This window comes from Pseudochrobactrum lubricantis (assembly GCF_041929865.1).
Taxonomy (GTDB): Bacteria; Pseudomonadota; Alphaproteobacteria; order Rhizobiales; family Rhizobiaceae; genus Pseudochrobactrum; species Pseudochrobactrum saccharolyticum.
In genome coordinates this window covers 107,235-123,925 of sequence record NZ_JBHEEE010000007.1, presented here as the reverse complement: position 1 = coordinate 123,925, position 16,691 = coordinate 107,235, and the positions used below count along the sequence as shown (strand labels likewise).

Annotated in this window: 14 protein-coding genes; 8 read left to right on the top strand and 6 right to left on the bottom strand. The window is 52.1% G+C overall.

Features of this window, described 5'->3' with window-relative positions; genetic code table 11:
- Positions 1-25: 25 nt before the first annotated feature.
- The 6 genes from JNC80_RS15125 (at position 26) to JNC80_RS15100 (ending at position 7,097) form a co-directional block, all read left to right on the top strand.
- Entirely contained in the window at positions 26-1,558 is a 1,533-nt protein-coding gene (locus JNC80_RS15125) for an ABC transporter substrate-binding protein (protein ID WP_151160070.1), read from the top strand.
- A 140-nt stretch (positions 1,559-1,698) separates the two neighbouring features.
- Positions 1,699-2,622, top strand: coding sequence for an ABC transporter permease (locus JNC80_RS15120; protein ID WP_075657004.1), 924 nt, complete (start codon positions 1,699-1,701; stop codon positions 2,620-2,622).
- A 3-nt stretch (positions 2,623-2,625) separates the two neighbouring features.
- On the top strand, positions 2,626-3,483 hold the full coding sequence (locus JNC80_RS15115) for an ABC transporter permease (protein ID WP_376710766.1): 858 nt from the start codon (positions 2,626-2,628) through the stop codon (positions 3,481-3,483).
- On the top strand, positions 3,480-5,237 hold the full coding sequence (locus JNC80_RS15110; protein ID WP_376710765.1) for a M14 family metallopeptidase: 1,758 nt from the start codon (positions 3,480-3,482) through the stop codon (positions 5,235-5,237). Before JNC80_RS15115 ends, JNC80_RS15110 begins: the two co-directional genes overlap by 4 nt.
- Positions 5,238-5,517: 280 nt before the next feature.
- Positions 5,518-6,753, top strand: a complete 1,236-nt coding sequence (fmdA, locus tag JNC80_RS15105) for a formamidase (RefSeq protein WP_376710764.1) — start codon at positions 5,518-5,520, stop codon at positions 6,751-6,753.
- Positions 6,754-6,761: 8 nt separating this feature from the next.
- Complete coding sequence (locus JNC80_RS15100; RefSeq protein ID WP_122010252.1) at positions 6,762-7,097, top strand: FmdB family zinc ribbon protein; 336 nt, start codon at positions 6,762-6,764, stop codon at positions 7,095-7,097.
- A gap of 36 nt (positions 7,098-7,133) precedes the next feature.
- On the opposite strand, the gene JNC80_RS15095 is transcribed toward JNC80_RS15100, so the two are convergent.
- From JNC80_RS15095 to JNC80_RS15080, 4 genes are all read right to left on the bottom strand, one after another.
- Positions 7,134-7,577: an Lrp/AsnC family transcriptional regulator gene (locus JNC80_RS15095; protein ID WP_022712550.1), complete on the bottom strand. Its 444-nt coding sequence runs from the start codon at positions 7,575-7,577 to the stop codon at positions 7,134-7,136.
- A gap of 17 nt (positions 7,578-7,594) precedes the next feature.
- Positions 7,595-8,911 (bottom strand): NAD(P)/FAD-dependent oxidoreductase, encoded by a 1,317-nt coding sequence (locus JNC80_RS15090; RefSeq protein WP_151160073.1) that lies wholly within the window; start codon positions 8,909-8,911, stop codon positions 7,595-7,597.
- 103 nt (positions 8,912-9,014) lie between these two features.
- Positions 9,015-9,842, bottom strand: coding sequence for a transporter substrate-binding domain-containing protein (locus tag JNC80_RS15085; protein ID WP_022712548.1), 828 nt, complete (start codon positions 9,840-9,842; stop codon positions 9,015-9,017).
- A gap of 108 nt (positions 9,843-9,950) precedes the next feature.
- Positions 9,951-10,916 carry an amino acid ABC transporter permease gene (locus JNC80_RS15080; protein WP_376710763.1) on the bottom strand — a complete coding sequence of 322 codons (966 nt, stop codon included), beginning with the start codon at positions 10,914-10,916 and terminating at the stop codon, positions 9,951-9,953.
- 792 nt (positions 10,917-11,708) lie between these two features.
- Here JNC80_RS15080 and JNC80_RS15075 point away from each other — a divergent pair.
- Positions 11,709-12,635: a DMT family transporter gene (locus JNC80_RS15075; RefSeq protein ID WP_255618271.1), complete on the top strand. Its 927-nt coding sequence runs from the start codon at positions 11,709-11,711 to the stop codon at positions 12,633-12,635.
- 49 nt (positions 12,636-12,684) lie between these two features.
- Here JNC80_RS15075 and JNC80_RS15070 read toward each other — a convergent pair whose 3' ends face one another.
- Positions 12,685-14,262 (bottom strand): DHA2 family efflux MFS transporter permease subunit, encoded by a 1,578-nt coding sequence (locus JNC80_RS15070; protein ID WP_225685118.1) that lies wholly within the window; start codon positions 14,260-14,262, stop codon positions 12,685-12,687.
- Positions 14,263-14,274: 12 nt separating this feature from the next.
- Positions 14,275-15,420: an HlyD family secretion protein gene (locus tag JNC80_RS15065; protein WP_376710762.1), complete on the bottom strand. Its 1,146-nt coding sequence runs from the start codon at positions 15,418-15,420 to the stop codon at positions 14,275-14,277.
- 492 nt (positions 15,421-15,912) lie between these two features.
- Between JNC80_RS15065 and JNC80_RS15060 the strand changes: the two genes are divergently transcribed.
- Entirely contained in the window at positions 15,913-16,578 is a 666-nt protein-coding gene (locus JNC80_RS15060) for a TetR/AcrR family transcriptional regulator (protein WP_376710761.1), read from the top strand.
- Positions 16,579-16,691 lie beyond the last annotated feature (113 nt).

Genomic DNA, 16,691 nt, shown 5'->3' with positions numbered 1-16,691 from the left:
TGTTTACAAAAGGGGAGTCGAGATTATGAAGCTTAAAGCATTACTCACCGCGCTGACTGTCGGCACAGCATTGTCCGCTGTTGCTCTGTCATCCGCACCGGCATTCGCTGCCGGTAAAATGACCGTATCCTCACCGCAGGATCCGGGCAGCTGGGATCCGATTGACACATTTCTGGTCAACTGGGCATCTGTTGCCACCAATATTTATGACGGTCTGGTCTATCGCGGCCCTGATCTGAAAATCGTACCGGCGCTCGCCACATCTTGGGAAGAGCTGGACGAAGGCAAGCGTATCCGTTTCAACCTGCGTGAGAATGTAAAATTCCACAATGGCGAGCCTTTCAATGCGGAAGCTGTCAAATTCACCTTTGAGCGTCTGCTCGGTGATGAAGGTGCCAAAGGCCCGCAGCGCTCCAACTATGTTGCAATTGAAAAAATCGAAGTTATCGACGACAAGACTGTCGATTTTCACCTGAAAGCGACCGATCCGGTTCTGATGACCAAGCTCGCCGGTTACGGCGCGATGATCGTGCCGCCAAAATATATTCAGGAAAAAGGCGATGATTTCTTCAACGCCAATCCTGTCGGCACCGGCCCGTTCAAAGTCACCAGCTACAAGCCAAAAGTCGGCATTCAGATGGAAGCTTTTGCTGACCATTGGGGCGGCGCACCTAAGCTGTCTGAACTTGAATACCGCTTCATCACCGAACCATCAACAGCCGTTGCCGAATTGCAGGCAGGCCGCGTTGATCTGGTAATCCCGCCGACAATTCCGATCGGCATGATCCCGACCATTGAAGCTGATCCTAATCTGGCGATTGTCACCACTGCCGGTCCAACCGTTTATTCGCTTCGTTATAATACCCGCGACGGTATTACCGCTGATGAACGCGTGCGTAAGGCCCTGATCCTCGGTGTTGATCGCGACACCATCATCAAATCCATTCTCGGTGGTCAGGCTGAGCCAATTGCCAGCCTTCAGGGTGCGCTTTCCTTCGGGTATGATGCCGAAATGAAGCCGCTGCCATACGATCCGGAAGGCGCGAAGAAGCTTCTGGCAGAGGCCGGTGTTAAGCCGGGTGCAGCCGTGCAGATCGACATTCGCGGTAATGACGCAACATTCAACGAAGTTGTGCAGGCTGTTTCCAGCTATCTGCAGATCATCGGTATCAATGCGACCATCAAGCCATATGAAACCAACGTATTGCTGAATGACATCATCCCGCAGGGTAAAACCGGCGCGATGTTCCAGCAGTCATGGGGCGGCTGGACATTCGATTACGATAACACCGCTTATTCCATGTATCACGCCGGTGAAAAATGGAACCCGTATGACAATGATGCGAAAATGAATGAACTGCTGGAATCCCAGCGCGCCATTACCGATCGTGCCAAGCGTGAAGAAATCCTCAAGGAAATCGCAAAATACGCAGCCGACCGTGCATTGGAAATGCCGCTTTACAATCTCAAAGCGATTTACGGCATCAACAAGCGCGTGAAAGATTTCGTACCGGCACCGGACAGCCGTCTGCGCCTCACCGAAGTCAGCGTTGACTAATAAACAGACTAAACCGCGCCGGATAAGCATTTCGCAGCCAGATGGTAACATTTGGCGGCAGCGACAATGCGCCAAGCAAAAAACAGAGCGAAGCTCTGGATCGGCGCGGTAATTCCTTGATCTTATAAAGGATAAGAATTTTGGCCGGATTTCTGATCAAACGAATTTTACAGGCGATCTTTGTCGTCATTGTCGTGACTTTGACCGTCGCTTTCGCAATCCGTATGACCGGTGATCCGGCGCTGATGCTCACCCAAGGTGCGGGCAGCGTAACCGAGGCCGATCTGGAGCGCATCCGTGAAGGTCTGGGTCTGAACCAGCCTTTCATCGTGCAATATATGAATTTCATCAAAGGCCTGTTCACGCTGGATTTCGGGCGCAGCTTCCTTGGCGGCACTCCGGTTTCCCTGCTGATCAAGGATGCCCTGCCTGCCACTCTGCTGCTGGCTTTTGCATCTATGGCCGTATCGATCATTATTTCGATCCCGCTCGGCATTAAAGCTGCGGTATCACGCGGCAAATGGGCAGATCAGCTGATCCGTATCCTGTCGCTTGTCGGTCTCTCTTTCCCGAACTTCTGGCTCGCAACCATGCTGGTATTGCTGTTTGCTGTCGGTCTGCAATGGCTGCCACCAAGCGGTATGGATGGCTTTGCCAGCTTCATCATGCCTGCGGTGACAATGGGGATTATCCTCACTGCTACCAATGTGCGTCTGGTGCGCACCTCCATGTTAGAGACCCTGCAGTCCCAGTATATTATGGTGGCACGCGCCAAGGGCCTGAGCGAAAACAAGGTGCTCTACAAACATGCACTGCGCAATTGCGCCATTCCGCTGATTACCTATTTCGGCCTGCAATTCGGCGGGTTGCTCGGCGGTATTGTGGTGGTTGAGCGCGTGTTCAACTGGCCCGGCATGGGCACACTGGCTTTCGATGCGGTTTCCGGCCGTGACTATCCGGTGCTGCAGGCAAGTATCACCGTGCTGTCGCTCATGATTATCGGTGTCAATCTTCTGGTCGATATTGCCTATGGTCTTGTCGATCCGCGTATCCGGACGGAGTAGAAAATGGCCGCGAAAACTTCCTCTTCCCTGCTGTTCTCCCGCCTGTTCAGCCTTGAATTCATTCTCGGCGTCGGCCTCACAGCCATTATCTGTCTTGCCGTGCTGTTCTCCGGCCTGTTGTTTCCCGGTGGTGCGGACAAGATCGATCTGATGGCGCGTCTTACGCCGCCATTCACCAATATGTCCCATATTTTCGGCACTGATCCGCTCGGCCGCGATGTACTGGCACGCGTTGTCACCGGCGGTAAAATCTCACTGCTGGTCGGCTTTGTCTCCGTTGCCGGTGCCGTGGTTGTCGGCGTTATCATGGGACTGATTGCCGGTTATTATCGCGGCTTCTGGGATATGGTGGTGATGCGTTTTGCCGATGTGCAGCTCGCACTGCCATTCATCCTGCTGGCTATTACCTTTATCGCCATTGTCGGCGGCGGCCTGATGAACACCATCATCCTGCTGATCGTTTCCCAATGGGTACAATATGCCCGTCTGGTGCGCGGTTCGGTACTGGCGCTGCGTGAGCGTGAATTCATCCTCTCCGCCCGTGCAATCGGTGTCAAAGACTGGCGCATTATTTTCCAGCATCTGCTGCCGAACCTGCTTGGTCCGGTGATCGTGCTGATGACGCTGAATGTTGCCAATAATATTCTGCTGGAATCCAGCCTGACGTTCTTGGGGCTTGGTGTTGATCCGACCATTCCGAGCTGGGGCGGTATGTTGGCCGATGGCCGTACTTATTTGCAAACCGCATGGTGGGTCAGTCTTTTCCCGGGGTTAGCAATTTTGCTGACAGTGCTTGGTCTTAATCTTCTGGGCGACTGGCTGCGTGACAGCCTTGATCCGACAGGGAGAACATCACGATGAGCATGATCTTTGAAAAAGGCTTTGAGCGCAGCCTCGATGCACTTGTTGCCCGCTTTTCCGATGCGTCAATGAAAGGCGCAACGGTTGAGGCATGGCTATTCGATGATCTGCAAAGCCGGCAGGCAACAGAAGCAAAGCTGCAGGCACTTGGCATTACGGCCAAACTGCATAGTGCCTATAAGCCGCTGGTGCATTGCTTTCTTGAAGATGTGGACTGCAGCAATCTCAAGCACATCAGCATTGCCTATCCTGCCCATGAAGCTTGTGCAGCCAATCGCTTTTTGCTGGAAACCTATCCGCTGAGCAAACTGACCGGTAATGCGGAAGTCGAGTTCAAGCCATCGGGCAAACAGGATTTCACCTATCAGGTGACCCTGACAGACAAAAACGGCACTGCCACGCAACACGAGGTTTTCGCACCAAACCGCACCCATCAGGATGCGGTTGGCGAAACCTTATTGTCGCCGACCGGCTGGCTGAAAATCACCCATCAGGGCACAGTCACGTCCGAGCGCTTTGAGACAGATTTTGAACAGCTGTTCCATACTGGTATTGCAGCAATAGCTAATCATACATGGGGCGATACAGAGCCTTATTTTGAAGAGCTGAACATTGCTGTCTCGCTACCAGTCAAAGATCAGAAGCTAACTCACGCGGAAGAAGCAATCAGCCTGACAGAAGCGCTGCATGAAGACTTCTACTTTGCATTGTTGGAAGTGTTTCAGAAAAAATCCGGCCGCCCGCTCGGTGACCGTGGTTTGCAGCCGGGACAGATTGTGCCGGAAATCACTTACGCAGATGCAGCGCCTTCTATCCGCATCGCTGCCCGCGCTTTATCGGTCAAAGACAGCGCCGGTGAAAGCCAGATGCTTGCCACCGCACAGGCACCGCTATTTGCAGCACAGATCGCACAGGAGCTGGAGCTTATTGGTGGTGAGGCTTTTGAGGCCAAATCCCGTTCCGGCCGCAGCGTTCTTGGCCGCTATATCAAAGGCACAGATGAGCCAATGATTATCAGCGGCGGTCAGCATGCCAATGAAACCACCGGTGTGGTCGGCGCCTTGCGTGCAGCCCATGAGCTGAAATCCCGTAAAGGCGCGCATTTCACCATCTCCCCGCAGGAAAATCCTGACGGCTATGAGCTGCATCGCCGTCTCTGCGCTGATAATCCGAAACATATGCACCATGCGGCGCGTTACACCGCTATGGGTGATGATCTGGAATATCGGAGCGGCGAGAAACCCAAGGGTGGACTTGGCGAAAAAGCCATCCGCACACAGGCTGAAGTGCTGACCGGTGCCAAGCTTCACGTGAATCTGCACGGCTATCCGTCTCATGAATGGACACGCCCGCTCTCCGGCTACATTCCGCGCGGTTTTGGTATGTGGACACTGCCGAAAGGCTTTTTCCTCATCGTCCGCCATCACTCTGACTGGGCACAGCAGTCCGAAGAGCTGGTTGATCATGTCACCCGTCATCTCTCGGCCATAGACGGTCTGGTGGAATACAATAATGCGCAGATCGCCTTGTTTGAAAAACACGCAGGCGAAACCGGCTTCCGCATCATCAACGGCTTCCCTTGCCTGATCGGTGTCGATGACCGTCATACCGTGCCGCTGACGCTGATCACTGAATATCCGGACGAAACCATTTACGGCGAAGATTTCATTCGCGGCCATACGGCGCAAATGGAAACAGTGCTCTCAGCCTATGAGGCACTGCAAAAATTATCTGCCAAATGGTACATTGCATGAATAAAAATCCCGCCACTTCAACAAAAGCGGCGGGATTTTTTTAATTTATTATACCAACAGGTAAAAATGCCTCATGGCACCCCGCTTTACTTCACCCTGCTGACAAAATAGGCTTTCCTTGCTTCTGATATTTCAGCATCGGCCATCAAACCAATATCTGAATAAAACCAGAGACATATAAATAATTATCCGGCCTTTTGCTTTCCTTATCAGATGCACAAGACAATCGCAGTTCCGGCTCAAAACAGTCCGGAAATGGTGTGTGTAAAGAGGAGAGACCATGCCTGAGACTCTGATTTCCGTTGATCTTTCACAGTCCGCTTATGACAATGATAACCTGCATAATCGCTGGCATCCGGATATTCCGATCAATGTCTGGGTCGACCCCGGCGATGACTTCCTCGTCGAGACTGTCGACTGGACCGGCGGTGCGATCAAGAACAATGATTCCGCTGAAGATATCCGCGATGTCGATCTGACAACGGTGCATTTTCTCTCCGGCCCTATCGGTATCAAAGGTGCCAAACCCGGCGATCTTCTCGTGGTCGATATTCTCGATGCAGGTACGCTCAAGGGGCATGAATGGGGCTTTAACGGCTTCTTCTCCAAGACCAATGGCGGCGGCTTCCTGACCGATCATTTCCCGAGCGCACAGAAATCCATCTGGCATTATGAGGGCATGTTTACCCGCTCCCGTCACGTTCCGGGTGTCAGCTTTGCCGGTATGATCCATCCCGGTCTGATCGGTACGCTGCCTGACCGTAAAATGCTGGAAATGTGGAACACCCGTGAGCTTGGCCTGATCGCTCAGGAACCAAACCGCGTTCCGCCACTGGCGAATCCGCCCCATGCCCGCACAGCTCATCTTGGCTCGATCAAGAAGGGTGAAGCCTTCGACAAGATCGCAGCGGAAGGCGCACGCACTGTTCCGCCACGCGAACATGGCGGCAATTGCGATATTAAAGACCTGTCGCGTGGTTCGAAAATCTATTTCCCTGTCTATGTTGACGGTGCCGGTCTCTCTATGGGCGACCTCCACTTCAGTCAGGGCGACGGCGAAATCACCTTCTGCGGTGCCATCGAAATGGCCGGTGGCTGGCTGCATATCAAAGTCGATTTGATCAAAGACGGCATGGCAAAATACGGCATTCGCAATCCGGTCTTCAAACCATCGCCGATGGTGCCTAATTATAAAGACTATCTGATCTTTCAGGGTATTTCTGTCGATGAACAGGGTCATCAGCATTATCTCGATGCCAATGTCGCCTATCGTCAGGCTTGCCTCAATGCCATCGAATATCTGAAGAAATTTGGCTATTCCGGTGCGCAGGCCTACTCGATCCTCGGTTCTGCTCCGGTGCAGGGACATTTCTCCGGCGTGGTGGATATTCCGAACTCCTGTGCAACTTTGTGGCTGCCAACCGAAATCTTCGATTTCGATATCAGCCCGTCGGCAGCAGGACCGAAGAAGTTCCTCGACGGCTCCATTGATATGCCGATTGCCTATGATCTTTGAGGTGAAACATGCCGGTTTATGAATATGCCTGCGAAGAATGCGGGCCATTCACAGCTCTGCGTCCGATGTCGGAATATGATCAGCCCTGCGCTTGTCCGGACTGTGAGACGTCCGCCAAACGCGTCATGCTGACAGCGCCCAATCTTGCATCAATGAATGCAAATAAGCGCAATGCAATGGCGGTGAATGAACGCAGTTCTCATGAACCGATCAGTTCAAAATCATTAGGACACGGACCGAATTGCGGCTGCTGCGGATCAAAATCCAAGAAATCCAAGGCAAAAGTCTCGGCAAACGGCGCGAAGAGTTTTCCTTCCGCCCGCCCATGGATGATCAGTCATTAAATCTGCAAATAAAAAAGGCGGGTCTTCCCGCCTTTTTTACAAATTAACACCGCGATTGAATTTGGTTTCCATCACAATATTCGATGTAGTGCGGACAATACCCATCATTTCATTGATCTTGTTGATCTCGGCATTGAGCTTTTCCAGCGTATCCGTGCAGATGTGAATAATCAGATCCCAGTCACCGGAGATCGAATGTACAGCCTGTACCGCTGTCAGTGTTTTCAGCTGTTTGATAACATCAGGAAAATTCTTGTTGTTCAGTGCCGCAAAGGTAAAGCACTGGATCGGTGAGCGGTTCACATTCGAACCGAGGCGCACCGAATAACCGTCAATAATCCCGTTGGTTTCCAGCCGCTGGATACGCTCCTGCAAAGCCGTGCGGGATACGCCAAGCTGGCGCGCCAGAGACGCCACAGATTCACGGGCGTTTTTCTGCATCAACGCCAGTAACTGCTTATCCTTATCGGTCATTTGCATAGTCGTCATTCCGTGTCTTAACGATGCGCGCCCTTATAGCGACCTTCCTGAAAGTAATCCATCAGGCGCAGATAATAGTAGACGCTTTCAGCAGCCAGCGGGCCGAAAATACCGCCATTCCATGTCAGACCATAAGGTTTGAACAGACGGATACGGTCGCTTTCGCCACTCACGGCTTCAGCCACAACACGTCCGCCGATAGCGGTCGTATTCATACCGTGACCGCCGAAAGAGCTGCATGCCCATACACCATCTTCAACTTTGGCAATGTGAGGCATTTTATGGCGCGAATAGCCCATCAGACCCGACCATGCCTTTTCGATTTTCACATCTTTCAGACCGGCAAACACATCGCACATATCCTTGCGCAGAATTGCAGCGAGACGTGTCTCATCCTGCTCATTCTTAGTGGTAATGCGCCCGCCCCAGAGAATGCGGTCCCCTTCCACCACACGATAATAATCGGATGAGCGACGGTCATCGCCAACCGCATCTGTAGTGCGAATGAAATCCTGTAAACGGCTGCCCAGCTTTTCAGTCAGTACAACATAAGTGGCAATCGGCAGGAATGAACGGCGCAGCTTGCCAAACTGGGAACCGCCATAACCACCACAGCACAACACCACATCATCGCATTGCACAGAACCTTGTGCGGTTTTCACCGTATAACGTCCTGTGGCACCGGCCTGTGGGTTACGGGTGAAGGACTGCATCGCACTGTCTTCAAAAATCCGGCCGCCTTTGGCGCGGATCAGATCAGCCAGCCCCAGTGCATAATTCAGCGGATGAAAATGAAAGCCGGTACTGTCACGCAGTGCCTGTTTATAAATCGGCGTATTCAGCTTCTGACGAACGGCAGCAGTGTCCAGATACTCATATTCATAATTGAAATGCTGCGCCATGCGATCACGGTAGCGCTGCATCTGGTCCGCAGCCTCATAGCGCACAACGCTGAGCTTGCCTTTGACAATATTGCAATCGGGCAGATTATTCTGCTCAATATTTTCACGGACAATTTCCACGCCTTCAACCGACATGGCAAACAGCTTTTTTGCATCCTCAAAGCCGCTGCGTTTTTCAATCGCGCCCAAGCCTTCAGCCCAGCCGTTCAGACAGAAGCCGCCATTGCGCCCCGACGCACCCCAGCTCACTTTATTCGCTTCAATCACGATCACGGATTTATTGCGCTTCAGCAATTCCCATGCGGTTGTCAGACCGGCAAGCCCGCCGCCGACAATACAAACATCGGCCTGCAAATTTTGCTGCAAGCTTTCATAGGCAGAAGATGAAGCAACGCGGGTGGCGCTGTAATAGGTAGCCGGATATGAACTCATAATGATACTGCTTCTTACAGAAAATGCGTTTCAGTTTGTAAAAGACAATACCGGTTTCTGACTACGGGGGAAGTCCAGAAACCGGCATGCATAAACAGACTGATTATTTAAGCTTGGTATAATCCACGCCGTACCACTTTACGGACAAGTCAGACATTGTGCCGTCTGTTTTCAGCTGTTCAAAGATCTCTTTAACCTTAGCTGAAAATTCAGGATCACCCTTGTCAACGGCAACAGCCAGCGGCTCGTAGAATGCCGGCTCATCAGCCAGCGCACGGATCGGATAACCGCGCTTCACCGCATTTTCCACGGTTGGCATAGCGGAGACTGTCGCATCAAGACGGGTGCCGTCACCAAGACGCAGATCATCCAGCGGACCTACGCTGTCGCCATAGGTTTTAATATCGCCCGGCTTCACGTCATATTTGAATTCCGGCACACCAACGGCATCAATCTTCAGGCTGCCATTGATATAATCTTCGGTGGTTGTGCCGCCTTCAACACCAATGGTCTTGCCGTTCAGATCTGCACGCTTTTCAGCCTTGGAATCTTTGTGCACAGTGAAAACATAAGGCGTGTAATAATAAACAATCGGGAAATCGAGCACGCGGGCGCGGCCTGATGTCGGGGTCATGGAACCTACAGAAATATCCCAGCGGCCATTCCAGTGACCGGCAGTGATAATGCCCCATTCCGGTGTCACAAAACGGGCAGTCGCACCCAGACGCTTGGCAACTTCGGTTGCAACATCAATGTCGAAACCCACCAGCTTGTCGTCTTTCATGAAAGACTGCGGCGGCCAGTTCGCGGCAGTTGCCACAACCAGTTCTTTTTTGCTGGTCACGCGATCCAGCGTTTCACCGGCAAAAGCAGGCAGGCTGACAGTCAGTGCCAGTGCTGCAACGGCGGCGGATAAAATTGCATTCTTCATATGGTTTCCTCCCCAGAGCATAGTGCTATTCGAGTAACCTCACCGGAATAAACGCTATGCGAACAACAATAGATAGTTGTGGTCAGAACGGCTGACCGCCCGTATTCATCAGCGTTCCTGACGCTTCATGCGATTTTCCAGCACAGCCTGACAGCGTTCGAGAATAATCGACAAAATCCAGTACAGCAGAGCAGCAGTGATCAGCATTTCCAGATGGCGGAATTCTTCACGACCCTGCGTACGGGCAAGGAACATCAGCTCCCAGACACCAATCACCGAGACAAGTGATGAATCTTTCAGCATCGCAATGAACTGGTTTCCTGTCGGCGGGATGATCAGTTTCATCGCCTGCGGCATGATTACTTTGCGCATAGTGGTGAACGGACGCAGACCAAGGGCACGGGCAGCTTCCCACTGGCCACGCGGAATGGACATGATCCCGCCGCGGAAAATCTCGGTCATATAAGCGCCGTAGCAGAGCGACAGGGCAAGCACACCGGCGGGTACCGCATCAATCACATAACCAAGCTGCGGAATACCCAGATAAATCAGATAGATCTGGATCAGCAGCGGCACGCCGCGGAAAAATGAGGTGTAAAATGAGGCGATAGCAACCGCAAAACCGTTCTGTGAAAGTTTGGCAACCGCACCGACAATCGCCAATACAAAAGCAATCGCAATGGAAATCGCCGAGATATAAACGGTGGTGAATACGCCCTGCGTAATCAGGAATGGCAGCTTCGACAGGATAAAAGTGTAAGACAGATCAAAGCTGTAGAAGAAATACAGAGCAGCAGAGAGCAATGCCAGCCAGACAACGATCGTCTGTATCTGCATCGGCAATTTACCGACAAGATTGATAATCAGCGTCAGAACCAGCGAAGTGACGGCTGCAACCGCAATTATGCCGCCCGATGTCTGCAATAATCCGGCCAAACCCGTAGCGGCAGCATCGGCTGCGCCTGTCAGATGCCAGTTCTTCCAGACCATAAAAATGAAGGTAACAAGGGCGAATACGCCCAAAAACCACGGTTTTTGCGTGATTTTATTTTTTTGTACTTTATCGTAATACATGCTGCTCTGCTCCCTGCCTCTATGTCTCCGTCAAAAAAGCGCAGGCTTCCACCCGAACATTTGCCGGAAATGACACAAAAGGCAGTCAAAATCACTGAAATAACAGTCATAATGCGATTCAAAGCAGCAGATTTAACTGCATAAGCGCATGATGAAGTCTCTTAAAAGTGATTTCGCAGGTCATAAAAGACTGAAACACGGGTCAATGACCGTCATTTTCACATTATTTTTCGCCGGATATATCGCAAGATATTAAACAGTGTTTTCAGGACACAGCGTTGCCGGTTATGCGACTTGATTTATCCCTGCCCGCACCATAAATTCGGCTCATGCAGCAAGAACCGGAACTGTCCGGCGCTTTGCTCATAATAATTTTAATCGTTCTCAGGGCGGGGTGTAATTCCCCACCGGCGGTAACAGGCGGAAGTCTGAAGCCCGCGAGCGCTTAATCGAATGATGCCGGCATGATCTATATCATCATTTTGCAGGCTCAGATTTTGGTTATGGCGTGCTGAAAATGGTGTTTTCTCGAGAACCGGAGCGGAGTGTACTTTGAGTATATGAGCACCGGAAAGCGTAGAAAAACGACATTTGCAAGCCGTCAGAGACAAAATATGTCGGTTAAGGACAGCAGATTCGGTGCAATTCCGAAGCCGACGGTCATAGTCCGGATGAGAGAGAGCGGGGCTGAAATGGCATCATGCGCGGCGTTTTTTGCCGCCATTGTGTAATTTTCTTCCCGTAGCATTTCCCAATCCCTGGGGTAACGGCTTACGAGACAGGAAGAAAACGTTGAGCCCAATTGCCTCTGTTCAAACATTAAAACCAACCGTCCGTGGTGCAGCGCTCATGCTGGCAGCCGGAGCAGCTTATGCGGGCGTCAATGTCGCCACCCAATGGGCAGGCACACGCACCGGTATCCCTTCGGTTATTATTGCTTTCTGGCAATATGTCATCGCCCTTGTACTGACCTTGCCGCTGCTGATCCGCGAAGGCGCACAGGCACTGCGCACCAATCATCTCGGGCTGCATATTATTCGCGTGGCGCTGGCTGCCGCCGGTGTGCAGGTATGGATTTTCGCCCTCACCCATGTGCCGATCTGGCAGGTGATTGCACTGTCCATGACCTCGCCATTTTTTGTTATTCTCTGTGCAAGATTGTTCCTGCGCGAGGCTGTAACACAGACACGCCTGCTCACGACTCTGGCAGGCTTCATCGGCGCATTGATTATCATTGCTCCCTGGTCTGACACCTATACAGTCTACTCCCTGCTGCCAATTCTGGCCGCAGCACTGTGGGCAGGCTATTCGGTGATGACCAAATATCTGACCCGTTTTGAAACAACAGCCAGTATCTCCATGTATATGCTGATCCTGCTCACACCGATTAACGCGGCACTCTGGGCTGCATCAGGTGTCGGCTTTCCGGAGATCGCATCGCCATCCATGGAAATCTGGTCAATCCTGCTCACCATCGGCGTTCTGACCGCCATGGCGCAATATTTCCAGATCGCCGCCTATTCCGTGGCAGATGCTGTCTATCTGCAGCCCTTTGATGATCTGAAACTACCGCTGAATGTTATTCTCGGCTGGATCGTTTTTGCGGCCACCCCAAGTATCAATTTCTGGCCGGGTGCACTGCTGATTGTCGGCGCGTCGCTCTATCTGATGCGTCAGGACAGCGGGCGGTCATCCCCGAAAATACAAGCGGCAGAATAATCAAAAAAACGGCGGGAAATCCCGCCGTTTTTATTTGAACTGATACACTTTAATGACCTGCCGCGTCTTTCGGCACATCACCGGGCTTCTTCATCATCGTGGCAAAAAACGCCAGTGAGACAAACAACACGGTCAGGATCATAAACACGTCGATGAAAGACATCAGCGTTGCCTGCTGGCGCACCATGCCGGAGAGTTTCATCAATGCAATATTGGCACCATCCATACCCGCCGCATTAAATTTAGCAGTCAGATTGGCCAGCATTTCCTGCGCTTCGCGGTTGCCCCAATTCAGATGCTCCGACAATTGCGCATAATGCAGATCACCGCGCCGCATCAGCATCGTATTAATCACCGCCAGACCAATCGCACCACCCAGATTACGCATCAGATTAAACAGGCCGGAAGCGTTTTTAATATGGGATGGATGCAATGTACCAAGCGCCAGATTGTTGATCGGCACCATACACAGCATCATCGAGCAACCACGCAGAATCTGCGGCAATAGCAATTCGTAGAAGTCCCAGTCCGCTGTCAGCCCCGTCATCAGATAGGTACCGGCGGCAAAGCCGATAAAGCCGATCATCATCATCAGGCGCGGATCCATCCGTGTGGAGAGAAAACCTGCCAGTGGCGCTGTCATAAACATCGCCAGACCACTGACAAACAGCGCCTCACCGATCATCAGCGCATCATAACCGCGGATACTGCCGAGATAGAGCGGATAAAGATAAGTCAGCCCGTAAAGCCCTACCCCCATGATGAATGAGAAGCTGGAGCCAAGCGCAAAATTCATATTCCTGAAGGCCGAGAGATCAACAATCGGCTCTTCCGCCGTGAATGCCCTGTAAAAGAACATCAGCGCACCGGCCACGAGCACAATGGTCATAATCACAATATGGCTGTCCTGAAACCAGTCATTGCGCGGCCCTTCTTCCAGCACATATTCCAGCGAGCCGAGAAATGCCGCCATACCAGCCAGTCCCCACCAGTCGAATTTAGCCAGCAGGGATTTATCACCCTTGTCAAAGTCGATCAGGTTCCATGCAGCAATTGCCACCAGAATTCCGGGCCCGACATTGACCAGAAACAGCCAGTGCCATGAAAATGCGTGCGAAAGATAACCGCCGATTGTCGGCCCCACAGTCGGCGCCAGTGTTGCCACCAGCCCGACAATCGGAGAGACGATGGAACGCTTGGACGGCGGGAAAATTGTGAAAGCCGCCGCAAACACACTCGGGATCATACCGCCGCCGATAAAACCCTGAATGGCACGGTAGACGATCATCTGCTCAATATTGGTCGCGGTCGCACAGAGCACACTGGCAGCGGTAAAACCCGCCGCCGAAACAGTGAACAGCACACGGGTCGACAGCAGACGACCAAGGAAGCCGGAAAGCGGGATCATCACCACTTCGGCAATCAGATAGGAGGTCTGCACCCATGAAATTTCATCGGAACTGGCACCCAGTCCCGCCTGAATTTCAGCCAGCGAGGCCGACACAATCTGGATATCCAGAATGGCCATAAACATACCGAAGACCATGGCCAGAAAGGCAAAGGCTTTTTTCGGATCAATTTTTTCTTCAGCGGCAGGCACTGCCTGCATGGTGGTTGATACAGCCATGGCTGAATACTTTTATTGTGCAGCCGGAGTGTTTTGCGGTGCTGTGCGGGTATCCACATCCACAACAACACTCAGGCCAGCGCGTAGTTTACCGGTCGCCAGAGCCGCTTCAGGAATGGCAATGCGCACCGGAACACGCTGAACAACCTTGGTGAAATTGCCCGTGGCATTTTCCGGCGGCAGCAGGGAGAACACAGAGCCGGAGGCCGGTGACAGCGATGCGACTTTGCCTTCAAATGTCTCTCCGCCCAGTGCATCAACGGTGAAATGCACCGTCTCGCCGCCATGCAGATTTTTCAGCTGGGTTTCTTTAAAATTCGCATCAATATAGAGCGCATTGACCGGCACCAGCGCGGCAATACGCTGCCCTGCACTGACCAGATCACCTTTTTTACCGGTCAGATTGCCGACAACACCATCAAAAGGCGCACGCAATGTGGTGAAGGACAGATCACGCTGCGCTTTGTCGCGCGCCAGTTCAAGACTGCGGGTCTGGCTCTCAGCTTCCTGATATTGCGCTTTCAAAACACCGATATTGGCCTGAGCCGCTGCAATCTGCGCCTGTGCATTGGCATCCGCCGCCTGTGCCTGCGCCAGAGCCGTTGTTGCGCGGTCAAGCTCCGACTGCGAAACAAAACGCGTGTCATGCAGCTTGGTGATCCGCTCCATGGTTGCCTGCGCATTGGTCAGACCGGCTGCCGAAGATTGCTGAGAGGCGCGCACCTGTGTGAGGCTGGCTTCTGCCGCAACAGTCTGTGCCTCAATCCGTGCCAGCGTTTTCTGCTGGCTGGCCAATGCCGCGATTTTCTCATTCAAAGCAATCTGGTAATCACCCTGATCGAGCTGGAAAATAGCATCACCGGCTTTAACATGGCTGTTGGCACTCACCAGCACATCATCAATATAGCCGGTCACTTTCGGCGACATTGCCATAATATCCCCGTGAATATAGGCATCATCAGTCGAGACCATAAAGCGGCCTGTCGTCCACCAGTCATAGCCATACCATGCGCCACCGGCCAATGCCGCGAGCAGCAGAACACTCAGGATTTTACGCTTGCGCGATGGTTTACCCGATGCAGGCTTTGATGTTTCCGGTGCTGTCGTCTGTTCGCTGAAGGGTTGGGACTGCTCAGCGCGCAGCGGATCGTCCGGCATTCTGTTGTCATCATTCTGCGCCGCTCGCTTGAAATCAACCGGAGCAACACTCTGAGTGTTGTCCTGATCGGGCGAGGAATGATTCGACTGAGCTGGTTTCGCAACGGGCTTGAGAGCGGACATAGCGGGGGCAACTTTCTGAGTAAAACAGGCCGTACTGCCAATAAACTTTATTGAATTTAGAGCATTTCCATTTTTGACTGGGTCAGAGGAAATGCTCTATCTATTTGTTTTTACGCATTTCCTGACGCAAAACCGTTATCCACTTTTGCTGGAATGCTTATTATTCCGGTAAGAAGAATTTCAAAAAGAACCGAAACCAGACTGAGAAATATGCCTGTTTCTGTCCTTCTGACAGGTGCTGCACAACCCTTCAAACCGATCGGTTCGATGTTGACATAAAGCAAGAGAGACGGCATATCAATTGAAATCGCACTGATCGGTTCGAATTGATGATTTTTATCGTCGGCACATAAGCGGAAACACACAGATATGACAGACACCAAACAGGCACAGAATGGCCGTCACGGCGCCGGACAAGATCCGGCAAAGCGTCAGAAAATTCTGGACGGTGCGCAAAATGTATTTCTGCGCATGGGGTTTGATGCTGCGAGTATGAATGACATCACCCGTGAAGCCGGTGTGTCCAAAAGCACAATCTATGTTTATTTCGAGAGCAAAGACGAATTGTTTGAAACGCTTTGCGAGCAACATCGCAGCGTTTTATTTTCGCAGATCGGTGCAATTAACGGCGATACCCTATCCAGCAAAGAGAGCCTGATTACCTATGGTGTGGCGCTCGTGACGCTTGTCACATCGGATATGGTTATCAGCGCCCAGCGCACTATTCTCGGTGTTACAGAGCGGAAACCGGAAATGGGTGTGCGCTTCTATGAGCGCGGCCCGCGGCGCGGCTTGATGGTGCTGAAGGCCTATATTGAAAAGCTGGCCGAGCAAGACATTATCCGTGTGCCGGACGTGCAGCATGCCGCCTATCAGCTGGCAGAACTGTTTCTCGCAGGCATATATCGCCAGCGGCTGTTCGCTTATATGGAAGAGGCACCGACAGCAGAGCAAATCCGCTATAATGTGGAATCCGCAGTGAATATGTTCTTCGCGGCCTATGGCACACAACCGGACGCGCCCGAAGTCCGATAACACCGCCCCCTCCTCTCAACATCACAATGCCATAACTGTAATTGTGATTGCAGCAATGCAGATTTGCGCTACTCTGCCTCAAACAACAGTTTACGTTCAGGTCAATTAGAGCG

Coding starts and splice junctions, on each gene's coding strand:
- JNC80_RS15115 (WP_376710766.1), top strand. CDS start 2,626: ATGGCCGCGAAAACTTCCTCTTCCCTGCTGTTCTCCCGCCTGTTCAGC.
- JNC80_RS15065 (WP_376710762.1), bottom strand. CDS start 15,420: ATGCCGGACGATCCGCTGCGCGCTGAGCAGTCCCAACCCTTCAGCGAA.
- JNC80_RS15090 (WP_151160073.1), bottom strand. CDS start 8,911: ATGAGTTCATATCCGGCTACCTATTACAGCGCCACCCGCGTTGCTTCA.
- JNC80_RS15095 (WP_022712550.1), bottom strand. CDS start 7,577: ATGCAAATGACCGATAAGGATAAGCAGTTACTGGCGTTGATGCAGAAA.
- JNC80_RS15110 (WP_376710765.1), top strand. CDS start 3,480: ATGAGCATGATCTTTGAAAAAGGCTTTGAGCGCAGCCTCGATGCACTT.
- JNC80_RS15070 (WP_225685118.1), bottom strand. CDS start 14,262: ATGGCTGTATCAACCACCATGCAGGCAGTGCCTGCCGCTGAAGAAAAA.
- fmdA (WP_376710764.1), top strand. CDS start 5,518: ATGCCTGAGACTCTGATTTCCGTTGATCTTTCACAGTCCGCTTATGAC.
- JNC80_RS15125 (WP_151160070.1), top strand. CDS start 26: ATGAAGCTTAAAGCATTACTCACCGCGCTGACTGTCGGCACAGCATTG.
- JNC80_RS15100 (WP_122010252.1), top strand. CDS start 6,762: ATGCCGGTTTATGAATATGCCTGCGAAGAATGCGGGCCATTCACAGCT.
- JNC80_RS15085 (WP_022712548.1), bottom strand. CDS start 9,842: ATGAAGAATGCAATTTTATCCGCCGCCGTTGCAGCACTGGCACTGACT.
- JNC80_RS15080 (WP_376710763.1), bottom strand. CDS start 10,916: ATGTATTACGATAAAGTACAAAAAAATAAAATCACGCAAAAACCGTGG.
- JNC80_RS15060 (WP_376710761.1), top strand. CDS start 15,913: ATGACAGACACCAAACAGGCACAGAATGGCCGTCACGGCGCCGGACAA.